Origin of the sequence: Colwellia sp. RSH04, from assembly GCF_003545765.1 — a bacterium.
In the GTDB taxonomy this organism is placed as follows: domain Bacteria; phylum Pseudomonadota; class Gammaproteobacteria; order Enterobacterales; family Alteromonadaceae; genus Colwellia.
In genome coordinates this window covers 412,145-432,742 of sequence record NZ_QXIO01000004.1, presented here as the reverse complement: position 1 = coordinate 432,742, position 20,598 = coordinate 412,145, and the positions used below count along the sequence as shown (strand labels likewise).

Here is a 20,598-nt window from a genome sequence, read left to right as displayed (position 1 = left end):
GCTCCTGCTCAATGAATTCTGTCGTGATACCTACTCGAAAGCAGATATCGCATTACATATATAAGTATACTTTCGTATTTTATAAATAGTATCTGTGTGACATTCATCAAAGTGCTGCTTTACGTCCAATGGACTATGTAAAATCAACATCTCTGTGAGTATCCACACAAATTGCATGATAACTAATTGTTAAAGAATTTCTCTTTCGAGAAGATGTAAATCGCATTCGTTTACATCGTTTGCTCAGTAGCTTTGCCCCGAAGCGGATGCGCATTGTACGCCTCCTAGTTTTGATGTCAACGTTTATTTTATAAAAAGTTAATTTATTTTCAAACTAACTTTCAAACGTTATCTTCGTTAAATGTTTCTCATTTGATTCACTTAACTTATCAAAACAGGCCTTTCGTCTCCATGACTTGACCTACTATGTATTTCCTATACAAACCTTCTTGAGTTGCCCCGTGGAAGTGGATGCGCATTCTAGAGACTTTTAACTTAAGGTCAACTATTATTTCAATTATTTCCTGTTTTTCTTTCCGTTAGGTCGATATTTATACAGAGCTTTTGTTATTTGATGTTTTATTCACTTGTTTTTGTTCTATTTATCTACATCGGTAGTTTTTTTGTTATTTTGAAACAATATAATTAACCTTTAAAAATATGGTTATTAATAATGTTTTTGACTATCTATGTGTTATTTTATTAATTAATCATTCTTTTATTTTAGTTAGTATTAAGGTGTTGTATGACTTTTAAAAACCTTCGCCCCTATCAAGGGATATTACCGAGTGTTGATGATACTTGTTATATTGATGATTCAGCGATTATTGTTGGTGATATATCACTAGCTCAGGATGTAAGTATTTGGCCTTTAGTCGCTGCAAGAGGCGATGTTAATATTATTAGAGTAGGAGCAAGAACAAACATTCAAGATGGTACTGTGCTACATGTTACCCGAAAAAGTCAAAATAACCCCGAAGGAAATCCCTTAATCATAGGAGAAGATGTAACTGTTGGTCATAAATGTATGCTACATGGTTGTACTTTAGGTAGTCGCATTCTTGTCGGCATGGGAGCGATTATCATGGATGGTGCTATTGTAGAAGACGATGTGTTCATTGGTGCTGGTAGCCTTGTTCCGCCTAATAAAACACTAGTGAGTGGTTTCTTATATGTAGGCAACCCTGTAAAACAAGTCAGAAAGCTAAAAGAGAGTGAAAGTAACTTCTTAACACAATCAGCAATTAATTACGTCGAATTAAAAGATGACTATTTGAATCAATAATTATTTAAGGTTTATATGAATGATATTTTCTTCAATATCATTCTTTTCTAACCACAGTTCAGCAACTTCTTCTAAATCATACTTTGTACAGGTATCAATAGAGTCTAGTTGTTTTAATTCAAACGAATGATAATAGATTGTGATGAGTTGGCCACTTAATTGTGCTGTTAAACACCATGCATCCTCTTCATTATTAAAAGATAGGTCATCATTAAATATAAATGCTTGATTCATCGTTTACCTTATATTTCAGCAGCCATTTCTGCTCTTAATATCTTAAGAACACTTTCAATATTAGGCTTTACCTTGCGCCAAATTGTAAAGCTCTCGGCGGCCTGACCTACTAGCATACCTAAGCCATCAATAACCTGAGCAGCTCCTTGTTGCTTTGCCCATAGTAAGAATGGAGAAAGTTGTGCACCGTACACCATATCGTAGCAAACGGTTTGACTTGTTATATTTGATTGAGCTATTGACGGAAATTGTCCTGTTAAGCTTGCTGATGTTGCATTAATAATCACATCAAAGCTTTCGTTATTTAATTCATCAAACCCGCATGCTTTCAATTTATTTTCACTAAAAACTTCAAACTGTTCACATATTTTGTCTGCTTTTGAAACAGTTCTATTAGCAATAACCACTTTGGCAGGTGCTTGTTCTAGAATCGGTAAAATTACCCCTTTTGCTGCGCCACCGGCACCCAGTATAAGTATTTTGCTGTTTTTCAATGGTACGCTATGTCTTAATAAGTCCTGTACTAAGCCAATGCCGTCTGTATTGTCACCATATATCTTGCCATTATTGAAGCTTAATGTATTTACTGCTTCGGCAAGCTTTGCACGATCGGTTAATTCATCTGATAATAATAATGCTTGTTCTTTAAAGGGAGCAGTTACATTGGCACCTTTACCACCTTCGGCAAAAAACTTTTTAACGTCGCTTTTAAATTCACTCACTTGGGAAAGCTGACGACTGTACTCAAGCTCTTGTCCGGTATTGTCAGCAAATTGTCGATGAATATCGGGTGAACGAGATTGTTTTATTGGGTTACCAAAAACGAGGTATTTATCCATAATATAAAGGGTATAAGCTAAGAATACGCTCATGCTAATAGATATATGGTGAGATGCAAACAAAAAAGCAGTAACACTTTGGAATATGTTACTGCTTAATTTATCTAATGAGCCGTTAACTAGAACTTATAACCAAGCATAATTGAATAAACCATAGGATCTACATCCACACTAGCACTTCCTTTACCTGATAAACCGACATTAGCTGGGTCTTCTAAATCAAAGGTTGCTTTAGAGCCAATATCAATATAGCGTGCCGATACATTCACAGACCAGTTCTTGTTTAACTCATAATCGGCACCCACTTGAAATGATAGACCAAAAGAACTATCTAACTCTAAGTTTTGAAAACCTACAGAAGCGGGAGTTGCTGTAAACTCTTCATCGAAAAAAATTGTGTAATTAATACCTGCGCCCACATATGGTTTAAAAGCAGTTCCTGTATCAAAGTAATATAGTGCACTTAATGTTGGAGGTAAGTGTGCGACTTCTGCTAATGTAGCACCGTCTAAGTTTGCACCGTAAACCGACTCAGTGACTCCTTGAGGGTCATGTAAAATAACATCATGAGTAAAAGGTGTTGCCGCTAGTAATTCAACAGCCCAATTGCTATCAAAGAAATAAACAACATTTAAGCCAAGCTGAGTATTGTCATCTACAGAAATAGATAATGGTGTCATGCTATTATCAAGTGCAACGCCAGCTTTTGCTGAATCAGGAGAGATCATAGTTGCACCACCGCGCACTAAAATGTCACCTGCTTGATTAGCTGATGTTGTAAAAGATAACGAAGAAAGTAATGCAATTGCTATTAAAGATTTTTTCATGATTTAATTCCCTATTTAATTTATGGGTATAGTAATTCACCCAAATATATTTGAATTGATCATGATCAAGTAATTACTCTAATTCTATTGTTTTTCTCTACATTTACATCTGCTTCTTGTGATATAAGTCACGTCTATTACCATTAGTTTACTTGTAAATAACCTCGACTCGCCGTAATTAGTAGAACTCTACTTATGTACTGGCCATTATAAATTTCGCTATACTCCGACATAATTTACAAACAGTTATAATTTAAAAGATGTTAAAGTATATTAAGCAGTTACTCGCTAACAATCACAAATCAAATAAAAATCCGAAAGCCGAGAAAACGCTTTACCAATATATTGGCGGAGAAAAAGGAACGCTAGCCTTATCTAATGCCTTTTATGATGAGATGGAAACTAATGTGCATTTACAAGCATTGCTCGCCATTCATAAACAGCCATTAGACAATATTCGATTAAAGTTCTTTTGAATTTCTTTCTGGCTGGCTTGGTGGACCTAATCTCTTTGAAGAGAAATACGGACACCCCCAACTAAGAGCTAGACATATGCCTTTTAAGGTAACAAAGAAGCAGAGCGAATTATGGATGTTATGTATGAATAATGCTTTGAATAAAACAATGACTGATGAAGTGATAAAAATACAATTACGACAAGCTTTTGCCAAGCTTGCCGCACATATGATCAATTGTTAATAATTAGCGTGATAGCCAATTCTGTGGCTTTAAATATCGTTGATAGAGTAATGCTTCAGCAGAGTTATCTTCTGGCTGGTAGTTATACTCCCACCTTGCTAATGGTGGCATTGACATTAAAATAGATTCTGTTCGACCACCAGACTGCAAGCCAAATAAAGTGCCCCTGTCAAAAACTAAGTTAAACTCCACATAGCGTCCGCGGCGATATAATTGAAACTGTCGTTGGTGTTCTGTAAACGGCGTATTCTTTCGCTTATTTATGATCGGGACATACGCATCAATAAAACCTGCCCCTACCGACTTAAGATAATCAAAACACTTCGAAAATTGCCACTGATTTAAATCATCAAAAAACAGCCCACCAATACCACGCGTTTCATCACGATGCTTTAAGAAAAAGTAATCATCACACCATTTTTTATGTTCGTCATAAACATTATCACCAAACGGCTTACATAAGTCATAAGCTGTTTGATGCCAATGTATAACATCCTCTTCTACTGGATAAAAAGGCGTTAAATCAAAGCCGCCCCCAAACCACCACACAGGCTCCTCACCTTCTTTTTCAGCAATAAAGAAACGAACATTCGCATGAGAAGTAGGAATATTAGGATTTTTAGGGTGAATCACCAATGATACTCCGCACGCTTGCCACGACCTCCCTGCTAACTCTGGCCTATGTGCTGTCGCTGATGGCGGTAACTTTGTGCCTGAAACTCTTGAAAAGTTTACTCCACCCTGTTCAATAACCGCTCCATCAGTTAAAACTCGAGTGCGGCCACCACCACCTTCTGCGCGTTTCCAGTTATCTTCAACAAATTTGCCACTACCATCGGCAGCTTCTAATGCATTGCAAATATTATCTTGTAATGATTTTAAAAAATCGATTACCGTCTCTATATTAACTTCGTTCATGAGCGAAATGTTTCTCCTGTTAATGCATCAATAATGGTTGATGGCTGAGTAAAGCCTAAGGTTTGACCTTTAATGATAAAATCTACTTTTGATGATAGCGCTGAATTTTGTTCTATTGCTTGCCAAGTCTTTGCTGGTTCTTCTCCAGTTAAATTGGCACTGGTTGAAACGATTGGCTTGTTAATTTGCTTACATAATGCAACAACATCTGGTTGATCTGTCACTCGAACAGCAATAGTATCAAAGCGACCTGTTAGCCATGCTGGTGTCAGCTTATTTTTGGGTACCACTTGAGTAATACCATTTGGCCAACGTGATAATACCTCAAACCTCTTATCTTGAGGTATAAGGCCATCTTCAATATAAGGCAATAATTGTGAATAGTTAGCGGCTAATAGAATTAATCCCTTTTCAACCGGACGCTTCTTTAACCTTAATAGGTTTTCTACCGCCATTTTATTATCTGGATCACAGCCTAGGCCAAAAACAGCTTCAGTGGGATAAGCAATAATACCCCCATCAATAAAAACGTCAACAGCAGTAGAATTATTCACAAATTTCTCTTTTAGCAAAGTTCAAAGTCTATATCTTAACAAAAGCACTAAATTCACGTCTAACTTTACTCAATATTACTTTGAAAAAACTTCATCATTCCGTATTTGGTTAAACAAGGTTATAATTACAGGCTTTCATATTAACCTTGTTCACAAATAATAACTGAACTTTACTTTTCTAAGGGCATAATTTCATGACAGTGGGTATTATCATGGGGTCAAAATCAGATTGGCCGACAATGCAGCATGCAGCAGAGATGCTTGACTTATTAGGTGTTGCCTATGAAACAAAAGTTGTTTCTGCACATCGTACACCTCATTTACTTGCTGAATATGCTGAAAGTGCAAAAGATAGAGGTATTAAAGTCATTATTGGTGGTGCTGGTGGTGCTGCTCATTTACCTGGTATGACAGCAGCTTATACAAGCTTGCCTGTTTTAGGGGTTCCTGTGCAATCTAAAGCATTAAGTGGGCAAGATTCTCTATTATCTATAGTACAAATGCCAAAAGGTATCGCGGTTGGTACATTAGCTATAGGCACTGCAGGTGCGGCAAATGCTGGTTTACTTGCTGCACAAATTGTTGGAACGTTTGATGAAAGTATCCAACAAAATATTGAAGAGTTTAGAAGAAACCAAACTCAAACAATTTTAGACAACCCTAACCCAGCAGAATAATTATACTAATGAAAAAAGTTCTAGTACTTGGTGCCGGTCAATTAGCTCGTATGATGGAGCTAGCAGGGACACCTTTAAATCTTGATGTGAAAGCATTCGATGTTAGAAGCGATAAAGTCGTACAACCAATAAGTCCCGAACATGAATATGGTGACTTGGCACAAGGCATAATTAATTGCGATGTTATAACGGCAGAATTTGAACATGTAGCTCATGACACGCTAAGCGAGTGTGAAGTTTCGAATAAGCTTTATCCTAGCAGTAACGCCATTAAAATTGGCGGTGATAGACGTTTAGAAAAGTCATTATTAGCAGCTTGTCAGGCTGCTAATGCTAAGCACTATTTTGTTAATAACAAAACTGATTTTGATAAAGCTATTTCAACACTGTCTTTGCCCATTATCTTTAAAAGTGCTTTAGATGGTTATGATGGAAAAGGACAATGGCGATTAAAGTCGCAAGCTGATGCACAAGATACTTGGCAAGATATCGAGAAATTTTTAGCTGAATCAAAAGGTTCTGTTAAGCAAGGTATTGTTGCTGAGCAAATGGTACCATTTGAAAGAGAGCTTTCTCTAGTTGGTGTTCGCCGACTTAATGGAGATATTGCTGTTTATCCACTTACTGAAAACCATCATACCAATGGTATTTTAAGTGTTTCTGTAGCAGCACCTGTTAATTCAGACTTGCAGCAACAAGCTGGAACAGTATTCAAAGCGTTAACCGATGAATTAAATTACGTTGGTGTTATGGCAATAGAGTTCTTTCAAGTTGACAAGACATTATTAGTTAATGAAATTGCGCCACGTGTTCATAACTCGGGTCATTGGACTCAGCAAGGCGCTGATACCTGTCAATTTGAAAACCATTTACGGGCAATCTGCGATTTACCATTAGGCAGTACATCACTAGTTCGCCCTACAGCCATGGTAAACATTATTGGTGAAGACCAAGTTTCAGATGAAGTACTTGCTATACCGAGTGTTACAATGCACTGGTACAACAAAGGTAAACGCGCTGGACGTAAAATGGGGCATATTAATGTCAGTGGTGAAACGGAACTTATCTTAGCGCAACGCTTAGTTCAGTTATCAACGCTATTGCCTGCGGCTACCTTTCCTGATTTAGCGGAGTTCGCTCAAAACTATCTAGCGAAACAGTCGTAAAACGGTAGATTAGATAACTAAAAAAGACGCTTATTAGCGTCTTTTTTTATAGAGATTGCATTGCTGAACACTTTTTACTTGCACATTGATATTTAATGCCAGCTGCCATATTCCTTTTCAATAAAAGTGGGAAGTTACATTCTTCGCATATGCCTTCAACAGGTTCAAAATTTACGATAAATTTGCACTTAGGGTAGGCATCACATGAGTAAAACTTTTTGCCGTATCTACTCGTCTTTTCCTTAAGAACACCTTTTTTACAACTGGGACAATGAATATCAGCAAGTTGTTTTTCTTCTTCATGGTCAATATAGTCGCATTCAGGAAAATTACTGCAACCAATAAACATTCCATAACGTCCCTGCTTTACAGCAAGACTATGATTACACTTAGGGCACTCAGAGCCTTGAAGTATACGATCTTCGACACGCTCATGCTCAACGACTGGACGGGTATATTGACAATTAGGATAATTTGCACAGCCAAAAAAAGAGCCATTCTTACCATGCTTTATTGTTAGCTCAGAGCCGCACTCAGGGCATACTTGATACTCTTTCTCTAAAGCATGTTCGTGGTGGGAAAACAACGGTTTATCAGATTTTGACATGATAGCTATTGGTGACGATTTAATTTCAAAAAGTCATTATGCCATAATTGTCAATTAAACAATATGATCTTCACTAACTGAAGCGTATAGCGACAATTAGTGAATAAGAAAATTAATGTAGAGGCCCTTCTTGCTCTTCAAAGATTAAATCTTCCATTTGAGAATAAGCACACTCTTTACCTGGCACATTAAACAGCACCATCAGAATAACCCACTTAAGATCATCCATAGAGAAGTATTTTGTATCGAGTTCCATAACACGGTCAATAACCATCTCACGTGTGGAGAAATCTAATACATTCACTTGCTCTAAAAACAGAAGAAAGCCTCTGCTTTGTGTATCAAGTAATTGCATTTCCTCGGTAGTATAAATACGTACAGATGTACTCGCTACACGCGTTAAGTAAGGATAAGCATCGGTGTCTTGCAGAGCCGCTAATTTTTCTAACCAGTTTAATGCTTTATAGATTTCATCTTGATGAAATCCTGCTCTAGTTAGTTCGTCGGTAAGTACATCATGATCAACCATAACCTCGGCTTCACTATGAATATAGTTTTCAAAAAGATACATCAAGATATCAAACATAACTAGCCCCTATTTTACTCTAAGGTAGCCTCCAGGTACCGCAGATACCAGACCACTAAGTTCAAGCACGGTTAATCGAGTGAGCACTTCCTCTACGGGAAGTTTACTACGCGAAACAACTCTGTCTACGGGAGTTATTTCAAATCCCACACTAGCCAACAATGCGTCTTCGCACAAGTCCTTTTGTGGATTTTTTTTATTTTCTACGTTGTTTATTATCTGTTGAGGTTTTTGCTGATCTTGCCTTTCTACTGCTAAGTGTAGACCAGAAACTCCAACAAGGTTTAACTCTTCCATTATATCGGCAAAACCTTCAACAAGTTTAGCTCCCTGTTTGATTAGCCAATGGCAACCCTTTGCTTGAGCATTATTGATACTGCTAGGTATAGCGAATACTTCTCTATTTTGCTCAATCGCACAACGAGCCGTAATCAGTGAACCGCTTTTGATGGTAGCTTCTACCACTAAAACCCCTAAACTTAATCCGCTAATAATTCTGTTTCTTTTTGGAAAATGCCCTGCTCTCGCTTTAGTACCCGGAACAAACTCACTAACAATAACTCCGTGTTGCATTAGAATATCTTGAACAAGCTTTTTGTGACGGCTGGGGTAAACACTATCAAGACCTGTTGCAACAACCGCAATAGTTGCTTCAATTACTGCCAATGTACCTTTGTGAGCTGCTGCATCTACGCCGAGTGCAAGACCACTTGTGACTACGATACCAGCGCGACTTAGTTCTTTTGCTAAAATAAAACTAATCTCTCTTGCTTCTACGCTAGCATTTCTACTGCCAACTATCGCCAATTGCGCCTTATTCAATAATTTTTTATTACCTTGAATAAATAGAATGAGTGGCGGATCGTATATTTGCTTTAATTGTTGAGGGTAATATTCATCTTCATAAGCGATAAGTTCACTGTTACATCGCTTACTTTGTTCAATGACTGAATTGATTTTTGTCCAGTCAGGTGCCTCAAAGGCTGCAAGTTGTTTAGTCGAAATACCATGAGATGTGGTTAAAACAGAACGTGATTTTTTAGTTGTAAAAAGCTTTTGAATTCCAAACTCTTGAACTAGTGCTATTTTTTTATGGATAGCTAGCCTTGGTACAAATTTTAAGGCTAGCCATAAAGATAAGTTATTTGCTTGCACTTGTCTTCTCCTTAAGAACAAGTTTAGCGATAAGAGCTGGCTATTGTTATGTAGCCAGCTTTCTAAAACAGCTTATGGCGCTGTAATAAGATCGTTTAATCTAGCTGGTTTTTCAGTGCGCAGTATTAATGCCATGCTTACTTTAGAGTAAACTTTAAAAACCATTAGTTCACCCAACTTTTCTTGCGGCATTTTATACTCAGTCTCTTCATCGCTAACTAAACGATTCCAACGTGGGGCCTCTATCTGATATACAGGACCTTTACCGGTTTTTAACACTGCAGGACTTGGGCGCTTAATTCCCATAACATCACCTAAAGAAACATTATGTTCTGTGCCTTTGTTCAGCATTACCACTTCTAATTTACCAAACTCTCTACCATCACTAGCGGCTTTAATAATCGCCCCTTGAATCGTTTCATCCGCTGCCTTCATGGTAAACACTGAAGGTAATAGCTGCCCTTCATGCACCGGTACAACATAATCTCCACTGTGAATTTCACGTTTTGCAGAGGTAACTTTTAATGTTGATGGTTCATTATCAGCCATATTACCAGTACGAATAGCTTGTGCTGTACCGACTAAATTAACGTAATAACCAAGTGACTCTTCAGTTTCTGGATCAAATAGCTCTTCGCCTTGATCGTATATGGCATAAGTTTTTGCTAAAGCTACATCGCGATTAACATAAACTTTAAAACCGTCAATAGTCATTCTGTAGCCTTCATCACTACCAATAATATGCGGTAGTTCAGCTAATTCATCAGCAGTAAAAAAATGATCGTATCTTAAATAAGGTGCAATAGTTTCAAGTGGTAATAAACTCACTGCTGAATTGTTCTTGTTTTCTTGACGAATCTTTGGTGACCATTTATAGCTAGGTTTTTCTTTAACCTCTTCAACTTCAGCCAGAGGCGTTACAGTTTTGTCATCATCATTATCTTTTGCAACAACTAACACAGGATCACCGTTTTCATCTTGAGTTAGTTTTAATACATCACCGGGATAAATCAAATGAGGGTTATTAACATCAGGGTTTAGTTTCCAAAGTTTTGGCCAAAGCCAAGGTTGTTCGAGAAATACTGATGAAATATCCCAGAGCGTATCACCTTTTTCTACAATATATGTTTTAGGTGCATCTTCATTTAGGGAGAGCTGATCCGCTAATGTGATTAAAGGGTAACTGAGTACTGATAGCGTTAGTATTATTTTTTTAAGCATAGAGCTCATTCCTTTTTAATGCTTTTACTGTAAAGCACTATGATTAATGTAATTTAATGGCTAAAATTAGAACATAACATTCTAGATGAATTATCGCTAATTCTTTTAACAAAATATGACTATTTTAACCGTTTTACGTTTTCCTGATCCGCGCTTACGCACAAAAGCGCAACCTGTAACCGAAATTACTGAGGCTACAGCCATTATTATAGACGATATGTTAGCAACAATGTATCAAGAAAAAGGAGTTGGCCTTGCTGCTACGCAAGTAGATATTCATCAACGTATTGTTGTTATGGATACTTCTGAAGAGAGTAACACGCCAATTGTATTAATTAACCCTGAAATAATCGCGCAAAGTGATGAAAAACTCATTAATGAAGAGGGGTGTTTATCTGTTCCTGGTACTTATGCCAAGGTTGATAGACATGAAGCTTGCACTGTTAAAGCACAAGATCGAACAGGTAATGAATTCACACTCAATGCTACTGGTTTGCAAAGCATATGTATTCAGCATGAACTAGATCATCTTAACGGGGTCTTGTTTGTTGATTATCTTTCACCACTGAAGCGTCAGCGAATTAAAACCAAACTTGAAAAAGAAGCTAGAGCAAATAAAGCAAGTGCATAAGTGCGTACATATAAAATATAGGATTACATCTTGTCTACACCATTAAATATTATTTTTGCAGGCACACCAGACTTTGCAGCCCAACATTTAGCTGCCTTAATTAACAGTCATCATAATATCGTTGCTGTGTATTGTCCGCCAGACAAACCAGCTGGGCGTGGTAAAAAGTTAACCGCTTGCGCGACAAAAGTACTGGCAACCGAACACCATTTACCGGTAGAGCAACCAGAAAACTTTAAAGAAAGCACTGCTCAACAAACTTTAGCTAATTACAACGCTGATATTATGGTAGTAGTTGCCTATGGCTTGTTATTACCTGAAGTTATATTAACAACACCTAAATTAGGTTGTATCAATGTTCATGGTTCGTTATTACCTAAATGGCGAGGTGCTGCTCCTATTCAACGTTCTTTAGAAGCAGGTGATACTGAAACAGGTGTCACCATAATGCAAATGGATAAAGGACTAGATACTGGCGATATGATTTTAAAATCTATTAGTGAAATAGAGACGACAGATACCAGCGCCAGCCTATACGAAAAACTTGCAATATTAGGCCCCAATGCCTTATTAGAAACGCTTGATATCATGGCTGATTCAAACTTTGATGCCAAGCAACACAATATTGCACAAGACAATGATGAAGCAACCTATGCACATAAACTCGATAAAGCTGAAGCTGAATTAGACTGGAACCTCGATGCTCTTGTTCTAGACAGAAAAATACGTGCTTATATTCCTTGGCCCGTTGCACAGTTTACTTTTACAGAAACCAATGAAAAACAACATAGAATTCGTGTGTGGTCAGCGAAGGCTGAACAATATTCAGGAAATGATATGGTGGGTACTATACTCAGCGCAGACAAAACAGGGATACTTGTCGCCACCGAGAACTCAGCAATTCGCTTACTAAAGCTACAATTACCTGGTAAGAAACCATTAGCAATAGCTGAGCTGTTAAATGGTCGAAGTGAATGGTTTCAAGTTGGCAATAACATTAACGGCAAAAGCTAGGTAAAAAATGAGTAAAAATATTAGAGCACTAGCTGCAAAATGCTGTTATAGCGTTATCGATCAAGGGCGCAGCCTAAGCGATGAATTACCCAAACAGCAAGATAAACTTGAAGGTAAAGATAAAGGATTGCTGCAAGAAATATGCTACGGCGTATTACGTTACCTTCCTGAATTAGAAAATGATATTCGACAATTAATGGATAAGCCTCTTACAGGTAAGCAACGTGTTTTCCATTTTTTATTGATTGTTGGCGTTTACCAAATAAAGTATATGCGCACACCTGATCATGCAGCCGTTAGTGAAACTGTTGCAGCAACTAGTGTTTTAAAAAATCGACATATGAAAGCACTGGTTAATGGTGTACTGCGTAATTTTGTCAGACAACAAAACACTGAACAGCAAAATAGCACTACTTTATCTGATGCAATTACCTTCAATCATCCTGGCTGGTTTATCAAAAAACTTCAACAGGGTTACCCCAATCAATGGCAAGCTATATTAACAGCTAACCAATTAAAACCACCAATGTGGTTACGAGTAAACCAACAGGTACAAACAACTGAAAACTACCAAGCCTTACTCACAAATAATGAAATAACAGTAAAAGCTACAGAACCAAATTCTGGTGCTATTGAGTTATCTCGACCAGTAGACGTACAAAAATTGCCTGGGTTCAATGAGGGGTGGGTTTCTGTTCAAGATGCAGCGGCACAACAAGCGGCAAGGCTATTAGATTGTAAACCTGGTGATGTAGTACTAGATTGCTGTGCCGCACCTGGTGGCAAAACATGTCATATGCTAGAAACAACCCCTGATATCACCTCGATGACAGCAATTGATATTGAAGAAACAAGGCTTGAACGCGTTAGAGACAACTTAAGCAGACTAAAACTAAACGCCAAGGTTATCGCTGGCGATGCAGCTAATCCTGACAGTTGGTGGGATGGTCAGTTATATGATCGTATACTTTTAGATGCTCCCTGCTCTGGTACTGGTGTGATTCGTCGTCATCCTGATATAAAGTGGTTGAGAAAATCGAGCGATATAGATGCTTTAGTTGTTTTACAGCAACAAATATTAAAAAGTATTTGGTCACTATTAAAGCCCGGTGGTACTTTACTGTACGCCACATGTAGCGTGTTACCTGAAGAAAACAGCCTGCAAATCGCAAAGTTCATTGAAGAAAATAGTAATGCACAATTAATTGCCATTACCGATAAGGTAGATGATATTGGTTGGCAGTTAGTACCAGACGATAGAAATATGGATGGTTTTTATTACGCTAAGCTGATAAAAAATCAATAACTCGGTACACTTTAGCTCAATTCAAGCGAGAACAATAAAAACAAATGAAAATTATCATAGTAGGTGCCGGTCAAGTTGGCGGCACATTGGCTGAAAACCTTGTAGGTGAAAATAATGACATTTCAGTTGTTGATATTGATGCTGAAAAATTGCGCAACCTGCAAGATAAAATGGATTTACAAGTTGTTGCTGGTCAAGGGTACTTCCCTGAAGTATTGAAAAATGCTGGTGCAGAAGATGCCGATATGGTTATCGCGGTAACCAGTGATGATGCCACCAACATGATCACCTGCCAAATTTGTTCTTCACTTTTTAATACGCATAAAAAAATTGCGCGGATTCGCTCAAACCAAGTATTGAAGTATTCAGACGAGTTATTTCATAAAAAACACATACCTGTAGATCACGTGATTGCACCAGAACAACTAGTAACCCGTGATATTGCTCGACTTATTGACTACCCAGGAGCTTTACAAGTTCTTGAATTTGCACAAGGTAAAGTCAGCCTAGTTGCGGTAAAAGCCTATTATGGCGGCTTATTAGTAGGACATGCGCTTTCCACGCTTAAAGATCACATACCTAATGTCGACACGCGCGTTGCGGCAATTTACCGAAATGGTAAACCTATTAGACCCTTAGGCACCACCGTAATAGAAGCTGATGATGAAGTGTTTTTTATCGCTGCAAGTATTCATATTCGCGCAGTCATGAATGAATTACAAAAGCTTGAACCTGCTTACAAACGTATCATGATTGCTGGTGGCGGTAATATTGGTGCTGGTTTGGCGAGAATATTAGAGAAGCATCATAAAGTTAAACTGATTGAACGTTCAGCAAAACGTGCAGAGCAACTTACCTCAGAGCTGAATGATACCTTGGTTTTTCAAGGCGACTCTTCAGACCAAGAACTATTAAATGAGGAAGGCATCGATCAATTTGATGTTTTTATTGCGGTAACTAACGACGACGAAGCCAATATAATGTCATCATTACTTGCCAAACGCTTAGGCGTTCGTAAAACCATGGTGCTTATTCAACGTGATGCTTATATCGACCTTGTGCATGGTAGTACTATTGATATTGCTATTTCACCACAACAGGCAACAATTTCAGCACTGTTAACTCATGTTAGGCGCGGCACAATTGATAATGTATATAGCTTACGTGGTGGTGCTGCTGAATCGATTGAAATTGTTGCCAAAGGAGATGAAAAGTCTTCGAAAGTAGTCGGTCGAGCAATTAAATCAATCAAACTACCACCTGGGACAACTATTGGTGCTATTGTCCGTGGAAATGAAGTGCTTATTGCGCATTCAAATACGCTAATTAGAGAAGAAGATCACGTGATTTTATTCCTTGTTAATAAGCGCTATATAACGGATGTTGAGAAGCTATTCCAAGTTGGTGCTATTTATTTCTAACACTTTTTAAATAATTTCTTACAGCTAATAACTTATTATTAAGGTAATTAGCTGTAATAATACCCTTTTTATCTAGGGTCTGTTGAACTTTCAGGGTTGTTTTTTCAGCTTTTTGTTGGATATTTGTACAAGGCAGAGCCTTTGTCATGTGGTTATTCCACATAAAAAGGCGATAACGCCGTAAAAATGACCAACAAACGCTGTCCGAAGGATTCGGCTAAAAGCATTTTATGCTTTGTTGAGTAGTATTTGCTTAGAATGACTAAGCTACACACTACTCGCCGCGAATAAAACGCTTTTAGCTCGAACAAAATTTAATCGCGAAAGATCAACAGACCCTAATAACTCATCATAAAAAGGGATGTTTATGCACATCAGCAAAACCCTCAAAGCTATTAGTTTGGCCTTATTTGCTACCACTAGCTATGCCAAAACAGATCAATTAGACAACAGTAAAAACTGGCAAACCTTTGAAACTGAAAATTTTCGAGTGCATTTCACACCTGAATATGAACAATGGGCTCTTTCAAGTGCACGTGAAATGGAGGCAGTTCGTACACTTGTTGAACAACAGCAAGGAAGAGTATTATCAGAAAAGGTTGATGCCTACATAATTGATCCACTCAATGCGGCAAATGGTTTTGCTGTACCGTTAAGTCATAAACCGTATATGGCACTTTTCGCAACACCACCTATGTCTGATAGTGTTATTTCAAACTCTACTGGTTGGCAACAATTATTAGTACTTCATGAATACGTCCACTTAGTTCACCTCGCACAAAAGAGTCGTTCAAATATTCGCAGTAAAGTTGCAGGGTGGTATGATATTTATGACGCTAGCCAAATAAAAGGCGAACGTTGGGTTGCTGAAGGCTATGCGACATTGCTTGAATCTAAAATGACTGGTCGTGGTAGATTATATAACAACTATGTTGAATCTATATTACAACAGTTTGCACGACAAGGTGCTCTGCCCTCATATGCAGAGCTAAGCAACATAAATAATGACTTTATGTCTGGCTCGATGGCGTATTTGGTTGGTGTAAGATATTTAAAGTGGTTAGAAGAAAACTATGGTGAACAAACCTTGGATGCTGTTTGGACTCGATGGACAGCAGTAAAAAACCGTACATTCAATCAAGCGTTTGATGGTGTATTTCCTCAATCAGCACAGAATTTATATCAACGCTTTATTGCTGAATACACTTTTCAAGCACTTCAAAAAGAAGTTAATTATCCTGCAATAGACTCAACGCTTTGGTTAGATTTATCAGGTTATGTGAGTGCGCCAAGCATTAGCCCTAATGGTCAACACTTGGCTGTTGTTGAAAAAACAAAAAATGATGATGAAACCAACGTTACTCTTCAGGTTTATAAAACCGAAGAAAACACGGAAGCAAAAAAAGAATATGATGAGGAAGTAGCAGAATTACTTAAAGACGATCCAAAAGATATTGCCGCTAAAGCACCTAAAGTTTTTAAGCGTAAGCAAGCATATAGTTTATCCCAAACTAATCATCGTGATATCAATGACCCTCGATGGCTTGATAACGATCATATAATATATCGTTCAATGAGTTTATCTAGCGCCAACGAGTTTCATCAAGATTTATTTGTGTGGCAACTCTCAAATAATACAGTGACTCAATTAAGCAATGAACAAAACTTGAGACGCTTTGATATTGCTGATAATGGCCAAACAATTTACGCCGAGCGAAACCGTTACGGTAAATCGCAACTCGTTCAGTTATCTCTCAATACTAATAAGCAACTAAGCACAGAGAGTGAATTAACACCTGCAAGCTTAGAGCATGTTTATGACTTTCCTCGCATTAGCCCAGATCAAAAGCAACTTGCTTACCTTGTTAGCACGTTAAATAAAAAATGGGCGTTAAAAATTAAAAATATCATCACAGGTAAAGAAGAAACCGTACCAGCACCTGAAAACTATCAATTTTTATCTTTTCCGGAATGGGCAAAAGATGGTAAATCAATCTTTTTTGTTGCTGGATTAGACAAGCAAACAAAACTTTATCAGTATAACTTTACTGACAATTCCTTGGTATCAATCACCTCAGGAGAACAACCTGTCACTTGGCCTGTAGCAATGAATGAAAATGAACTGCTCCACCTTGCAATAAATAGCAATGGTCCAGACATTTATCAACTACCTGTTAATAAAGCGAAAAAAACGACTATAACCAATCCAACAACCAGTGCAACGGTTACCCGTAATTTGGCTTCATCTCACCAGTTAGCCAAAGCTGATATTGCGATAAATTCAGCTCTTGGTGAGCAATCTAGTTATGGCATTGGACCTCAGCAAGGTACTGTAACGTTAGGCGGTAATTTCTACTCTGCGAGTTCAAGTATGCTTGAATTAGGTTATAAAAGTGGTGATGTTCTGGGACGTTTTGATTGGCAGGCTAATATAAGTCAGGACTTATCAAGCAATATACTCTCGGGCTTTTCAGCAAGTGCTCGGTGGCATGGTTGGCCAATAAAAGTAATGGCTCATGGCTACCAGTTTAAACTAAAAACTAATCAGCAATATCAAGACGCTATTAACTTGGGTCACTTAAAAGAAAAGGGCTTATTTGTCGAAGCCAGTTACCCTATGCAGTTTGATACACTAAAGCTTAATGCTTTTGCTCAAGGCAAAGTTGCAAATAAAGACAGCTTTGATAGCCATTACTTTTCATTGGGGTTAGTGCAGCGTTGGTCGTTAGATAAACAAAGCTGGGGTGTAAATCAGAACTTTAACACCACGGTTTTACAAGGGCAAGATGACTATTATCAGCAAAATTCATCATCATCCTATCAAGGTAGTAACGGTGAATTTGACATTAATGCTCATTTTAAAGGTTACGGATTTGGTGTTTCATACATATGGGCTAATCGTACAAGTGACGCGGGTAACATACTGTCTTTAGGTGGTTATTCTGCGTCACTCATACAAGAAAAAGCTCATTTAAATAAACTACTGACACCTGAATTAGCTTTTTATAGCCTGCAAGCTAACGACTATGAACAAATGCAAGCATACATACCTGTAAGCTTCGGGCAGTTGTTTTATCGTCGTCATAAGATGGGTACTCAAGAAGAAATAGACAGTTATGGCTTCTCAGGAGTTATTCATAATAGTTTTGGCTTTACGGGTATTACTGACTTAGAGATTAACTACGGAGTAGCTCAGGTAAACCCTGAAAATAAAAAATCTGATACTCAAGGGTGGATTGGTGTTAGCCATCAATTCTAAATAAATCATGCATTAAGATGGCTTGTATATACAATGAAATCACACATGTATATACAAGCTTTAGGTGATTGATTTGTAATTTATGAACGCCAAAATGCTGGCGTGAATAATACTAAAAGAGTAAATATTTCTAAACGACCAAATAGCATAGCCATTATCAACACCCATTTACTCATATCATTGATACTGGCAAAGTTAGCTGCAACTTCGCCTAACCCAGGACCTAAGTTATTAATACAGGCAGCAACCGCAGTAAAAGCAGTAATATCATCCATGCCTGCTGCTAATAATAACAACATACAAATAACAAAAACCGCAGCATAGGCGGAGAAGAAACCCCAGACAGCTTCCACCACCCTATCAGGAAGAACTTTCTTACCTAATTTAATACTAAATATTGCTTTGGGGTGCACAAGCTTATTTAGCTCTCGCACACCTTGTAAATAAAGTAGTACCACTCGAACCACTTTCATTCCACCACCAGTACTACCAGCACAGCCCCCAATAAAGCTAGAGAATATCAATAAAATAGGTAATAAGGTTGGCCAGTCTGCAAAGGATGTTGTAGTAAAACCCGCTGTTGTACTAATTGACACTGATTGAAATAAAGCTTGATCTAACGCGGTATCTTCATTTTGATATGTACCAGAAGCCATTAATACAAAGAAACAAATTAATGTGAGTGCCACTTGAATAGCAATAAAAACTTTAAACTCTGGATCATAGAAGTAATTCTTTAATGACTTACTTTGAACAACAGCATAATGAAGAGCAAAATTAACGCCTGCAATAATTAAAAAGAATACACAAACCAAATTGATTTGCGGACTATTAAAGTAGCCCATGCTTGCATCATGCGTTGAAAAACCACCAATAGCTATCGTTGAAAAGGAGTGGCAAACTGCATCAAAAACACTCATTCCTGCAAGCCAATAGGCTACGGCACACGCAACAGTTAATGATAAATAAATATACCAAAGATGTTTTGCCGTATCGGCTATCCTGGGTGTCATTTTAGAATCTTTAACAGGGCCTGGCGTTTCAGCTCTATATAATTGCATACCACCAATTCCTAACATGGGAAGCACCGCAACAGCTAAAACAATAATCCCCATACCACCAAGCCATTGCAACTGTTGTCGATAAAACAATACCGCATGAGGCAAAGCTTCTATATTGGTTAGTATTGTTGCACCTGTAGTGGTTAAGCCAGAAAAAGATTCAAAAAAAGCATCGGTTGCTGATAAGTTAGGTTGTTCAAGTAAGAGTAAAGGAATCGCAGAAAAGCTAGCCAGAACAAGCCAAAAAAGTACAACAATTAAAAAACCTTCTCTCGCCCTTAAATCTGTTTTTTCATTTCTATTAGGGTACCAAGCGATAATGCCGGTAAATAAACACCATAAGAATGCCATCAAAAAAGGAACACCACCGCCATCACGATATAGCATAGAGATAAGTGCGGGCGGTAACATAGTGACACTTAATAACGCCACCAACAAACCTAAGATCCTGATAATATTTTTATATTGCACGGTTATTCTTATTCTATTTAGGTGTAATGAACAAAGGCTTACTCATTATCTTTTGATAAGACTAATTGCCCTGAAGACATTGTTTGTAACTGTTGTTGAAAACTGTCTACTTTATCCCACGGAATAGCTAACTCAAACTCAACCGCTTGCTGGTATGCTTGACTGATTACTTTGCCTTCAACCATGGAAAGTAGATGCAGGATATCGTTAACCTGACTATATTGACACGCTAAAGTTTTATGCACCATAGCTATTTTAGTTTTTGACTGTAAAAAAGTTAATGCTTGCCTAACACTACCACCATAGGCTCTTTGCAAACCACCTGTTCCCAATTTTGTACCGCCGAAATAACGAACAACAATGGCACAAACTTGCCCTATACCAGATCCTTGCAATACAGCCAACATAGGCCTTCCTGCTGTACCACTTGGCTCACCATCATCAGAAAAGCCATAACCTTGACTATCTTGTGCTGAGCCAACAACAAAGGCATAACAATGATGGTTAGCTTGCGGATGCAATATTTGAGACGCCTTGATTAATTCTTTTGCTTTTTCAGTGGAGTCGCACGGATGCAAATAACAAATAAAACGACTACGAGTTACGATAGTTTCATCAACAACATCGTTAGTCGCGATTAAATAAGATTTAGTCATTCACTCAATAT

21 protein-coding genes and 1 pseudogene are annotated in these 20,598 nt (G+C 37.8%); 10 read left to right on the top strand and 12 right to left on the bottom strand.

Translation table 11 applies throughout. The annotated features are described in order from the left end of the window. Positions 1–745: 745 nt before the first annotated feature. Positions 746–1,285, top strand: a complete 540-nt coding sequence (locus D1094_RS09605) for a gamma carbonic anhydrase family protein (protein ID WP_118959869.1) — start codon at positions 746–748, stop codon at positions 1,283–1,285. Here the strand turns inward: D1094_RS09605 and D1094_RS09600 are convergent, their stop codons facing one another. From D1094_RS09600 to D1094_RS09590, 3 genes are all read right to left on the bottom strand, one after another. After that, complete coding sequence (locus D1094_RS09600) at positions 1,286–1,519, bottom strand: hypothetical protein (RefSeq protein ID WP_118959868.1); 234 nt, start codon at positions 1,517–1,519, stop codon at positions 1,286–1,288. An 8-nt stretch (positions 1,520–1,527) separates the two neighbouring features. Beyond that, the gene (gene aroE / locus D1094_RS09595; protein WP_259337893.1) at positions 1,528–2,391 is read right to left on the bottom strand and encodes a shikimate dehydrogenase; all 864 of its coding nucleotides are present in this window, start codon (positions 2,389–2,391) and stop codon (positions 1,528–1,530) included. Positions 2,392–2,477: 86 nt separating this feature from the next. Beyond that, positions 2,478–3,185, bottom strand: coding sequence for an OmpW family protein (locus tag D1094_RS09590; protein WP_118959866.1), 708 nt, complete (start codon positions 3,183–3,185; stop codon positions 2,478–2,480). A 260-nt stretch (positions 3,186–3,445) separates the two neighbouring features. Here D1094_RS09590 and D1094_RS18890 point away from each other — a divergent pair, with 260 nt between their 5' ends. Both D1094_RS18890 and D1094_RS18885 read left to right on the top strand, forming a co-directional pair. Next, positions 3,446–3,661, top strand: coding sequence for a hypothetical protein (locus D1094_RS18890; RefSeq protein WP_259337892.1), 216 nt, complete (start codon positions 3,446–3,448; stop codon positions 3,659–3,661). Between the two features lie 55 nt (positions 3,662–3,716). Next, a pseudogene (locus D1094_RS18885) lies at positions 3,717–3,884 on the top strand (hemoglobin-like oxygen-binding protein); the annotation flags it as partial. A gap of 3 nt (positions 3,885–3,887) precedes the next feature. Here D1094_RS18885 and hemF read toward each other — a convergent pair. Together hemF and D1094_RS09575 are read right to left on the bottom strand one after the other, a co-directional pair. Next, on the bottom strand, positions 3,888–4,802 hold the full coding sequence (hemF, locus tag D1094_RS09580; RefSeq protein WP_118959865.1) for an oxygen-dependent coproporphyrinogen oxidase: 915 nt from the start codon (positions 4,800–4,802) through the stop codon (positions 3,888–3,890). Continuing rightward, positions 4,799–5,356: a Sua5/YciO/YrdC/YwlC family protein gene (locus D1094_RS09575; protein ID WP_118959864.1), complete on the bottom strand. Its 558-nt coding sequence runs from the start codon at positions 5,354–5,356 to the stop codon at positions 4,799–4,801. Before D1094_RS09575 ends, hemF begins: the two co-directional genes overlap by 4 nt. Positions 5,357–5,550: 194 nt before the next feature. On the opposite strand from D1094_RS09575, the gene purE reads away from it, so the two are divergent. Beyond that, positions 5,551–6,033 (top strand): 5-(carboxyamino)imidazole ribonucleotide mutase, encoded by a 483-nt coding sequence (purE, locus tag D1094_RS09570; protein ID WP_118959863.1) that lies wholly within the window; start codon positions 5,551–5,553, stop codon positions 6,031–6,033. Positions 6,034–6,041: 8 nt separating this feature from the next. Continuing rightward, positions 6,042–7,199, top strand: a complete 1,158-nt coding sequence (locus D1094_RS09565; RefSeq protein ID WP_118959862.1) for a 5-(carboxyamino)imidazole ribonucleotide synthase — start codon at positions 6,042–6,044, stop codon at positions 7,197–7,199. 46 nt (positions 7,200–7,245) lie between these two features. On the opposite strand, the gene D1094_RS09560 is transcribed toward D1094_RS09565, so the two are convergent. The 4 genes from D1094_RS09560 to D1094_RS09545 all read right to left on the bottom strand — a co-directional run bounded on the left by D1094_RS09560 (position 7,246) and on the right by D1094_RS09545 (position 10,768). Then, positions 7,246–7,806, bottom strand: coding sequence for a topoisomerase DNA-binding C4 zinc finger domain-containing protein (locus D1094_RS09560; protein WP_118959861.1), 561 nt, complete (start codon positions 7,804–7,806; stop codon positions 7,246–7,248). A 112-nt stretch (positions 7,807–7,918) separates the two neighbouring features. Beyond that, a complete protein-coding gene (locus tag D1094_RS09555; RefSeq protein ID WP_118959860.1) occupies positions 7,919–8,392 on the bottom strand; it encodes a DUF494 family protein in 474 nt (157 codons plus the stop codon). A gap of 9 nt (positions 8,393–8,401) precedes the next feature. Further along, positions 8,402–9,547, bottom strand: coding sequence for a DNA-processing protein DprA (dprA, locus tag D1094_RS09550; RefSeq protein WP_118959859.1), 1,146 nt, complete (start codon positions 9,545–9,547; stop codon positions 8,402–8,404). Positions 9,548–9,619: 72 nt separating this feature from the next. Further along, positions 9,620–10,768 (bottom strand): LysM peptidoglycan-binding domain-containing protein, encoded by a 1,149-nt coding sequence (locus tag D1094_RS09545; RefSeq protein ID WP_118959858.1) that lies wholly within the window; start codon positions 10,766–10,768, stop codon positions 9,620–9,622. 115 nt (positions 10,769–10,883) lie between these two features. Here D1094_RS09545 and def point away from each other — a divergent pair, with 115 nt between their 5' ends. The 4 genes from def to trkA are packed head-to-tail and all read left to right on the top strand — an operon-like array spanning position 10,884 to position 15,140. Further along, positions 10,884–11,399: a peptide deformylase gene (gene def, locus D1094_RS09540; RefSeq protein WP_118959857.1), complete on the top strand. Its 516-nt coding sequence runs from the start codon at positions 10,884–10,886 to the stop codon at positions 11,397–11,399. A gap of 30 nt (positions 11,400–11,429) precedes the next feature. Then, entirely contained in the window at positions 11,430–12,413 is a 984-nt protein-coding gene (gene fmt / locus D1094_RS09535) for a methionyl-tRNA formyltransferase (protein WP_118959856.1), read from the top strand. Positions 12,414–12,420: 7 nt separating this feature from the next. Next, complete coding sequence (gene rsmB / locus D1094_RS09530) at positions 12,421–13,719, top strand: 16S rRNA (cytosine(967)-C(5))-methyltransferase RsmB (protein ID WP_118959855.1); 1,299 nt, start codon at positions 12,421–12,423, stop codon at positions 13,717–13,719. A gap of 44 nt (positions 13,720–13,763) precedes the next feature. After that, positions 13,764–15,140 (top strand): Trk system potassium transporter TrkA, encoded by a 1,377-nt coding sequence (trkA, locus tag D1094_RS09525; protein ID WP_118959854.1) that lies wholly within the window; start codon positions 13,764–13,766, stop codon positions 15,138–15,140. Here trkA and D1094_RS18630 read toward each other — a convergent pair. Further along, a complete protein-coding gene (locus D1094_RS18630) occupies positions 15,127–15,288 on the bottom strand; it encodes a hypothetical protein (RefSeq protein WP_182440144.1) in 162 nt (53 codons plus the stop codon). The two genes, trkA and D1094_RS18630, sit on opposite strands and share 14 nt — an antisense overlap. Before the next feature lie 219 nt (positions 15,289–15,507). Between D1094_RS18630 and D1094_RS09520 the strand changes: the two genes are divergently transcribed. Further along, positions 15,508–18,399 carry a hypothetical protein gene (locus D1094_RS09520; RefSeq protein ID WP_118959853.1) on the top strand — a complete coding sequence of 964 codons (2,892 nt, stop codon included), beginning with the start codon at positions 15,508–15,510 and terminating at the stop codon, positions 18,397–18,399. A gap of 80 nt (positions 18,400–18,479) precedes the next feature. Here D1094_RS09520 and D1094_RS09515 read toward each other — a convergent pair whose 3' ends face one another. After that, positions 18,480–19,931: a TrkH family potassium uptake protein gene (locus D1094_RS09515; protein WP_118959852.1), complete on the bottom strand. Its 1,452-nt coding sequence runs from the start codon at positions 19,929–19,931 to the stop codon at positions 18,480–18,482. A 38-nt stretch (positions 19,932–19,969) separates the two neighbouring features. Then, positions 19,970–20,587, bottom strand: a complete 618-nt coding sequence (locus D1094_RS09510; RefSeq protein WP_118959851.1) for a YigZ family protein — start codon at positions 20,585–20,587, stop codon at positions 19,970–19,972. Positions 20,588–20,598: the final 11 nt, after the last annotated feature.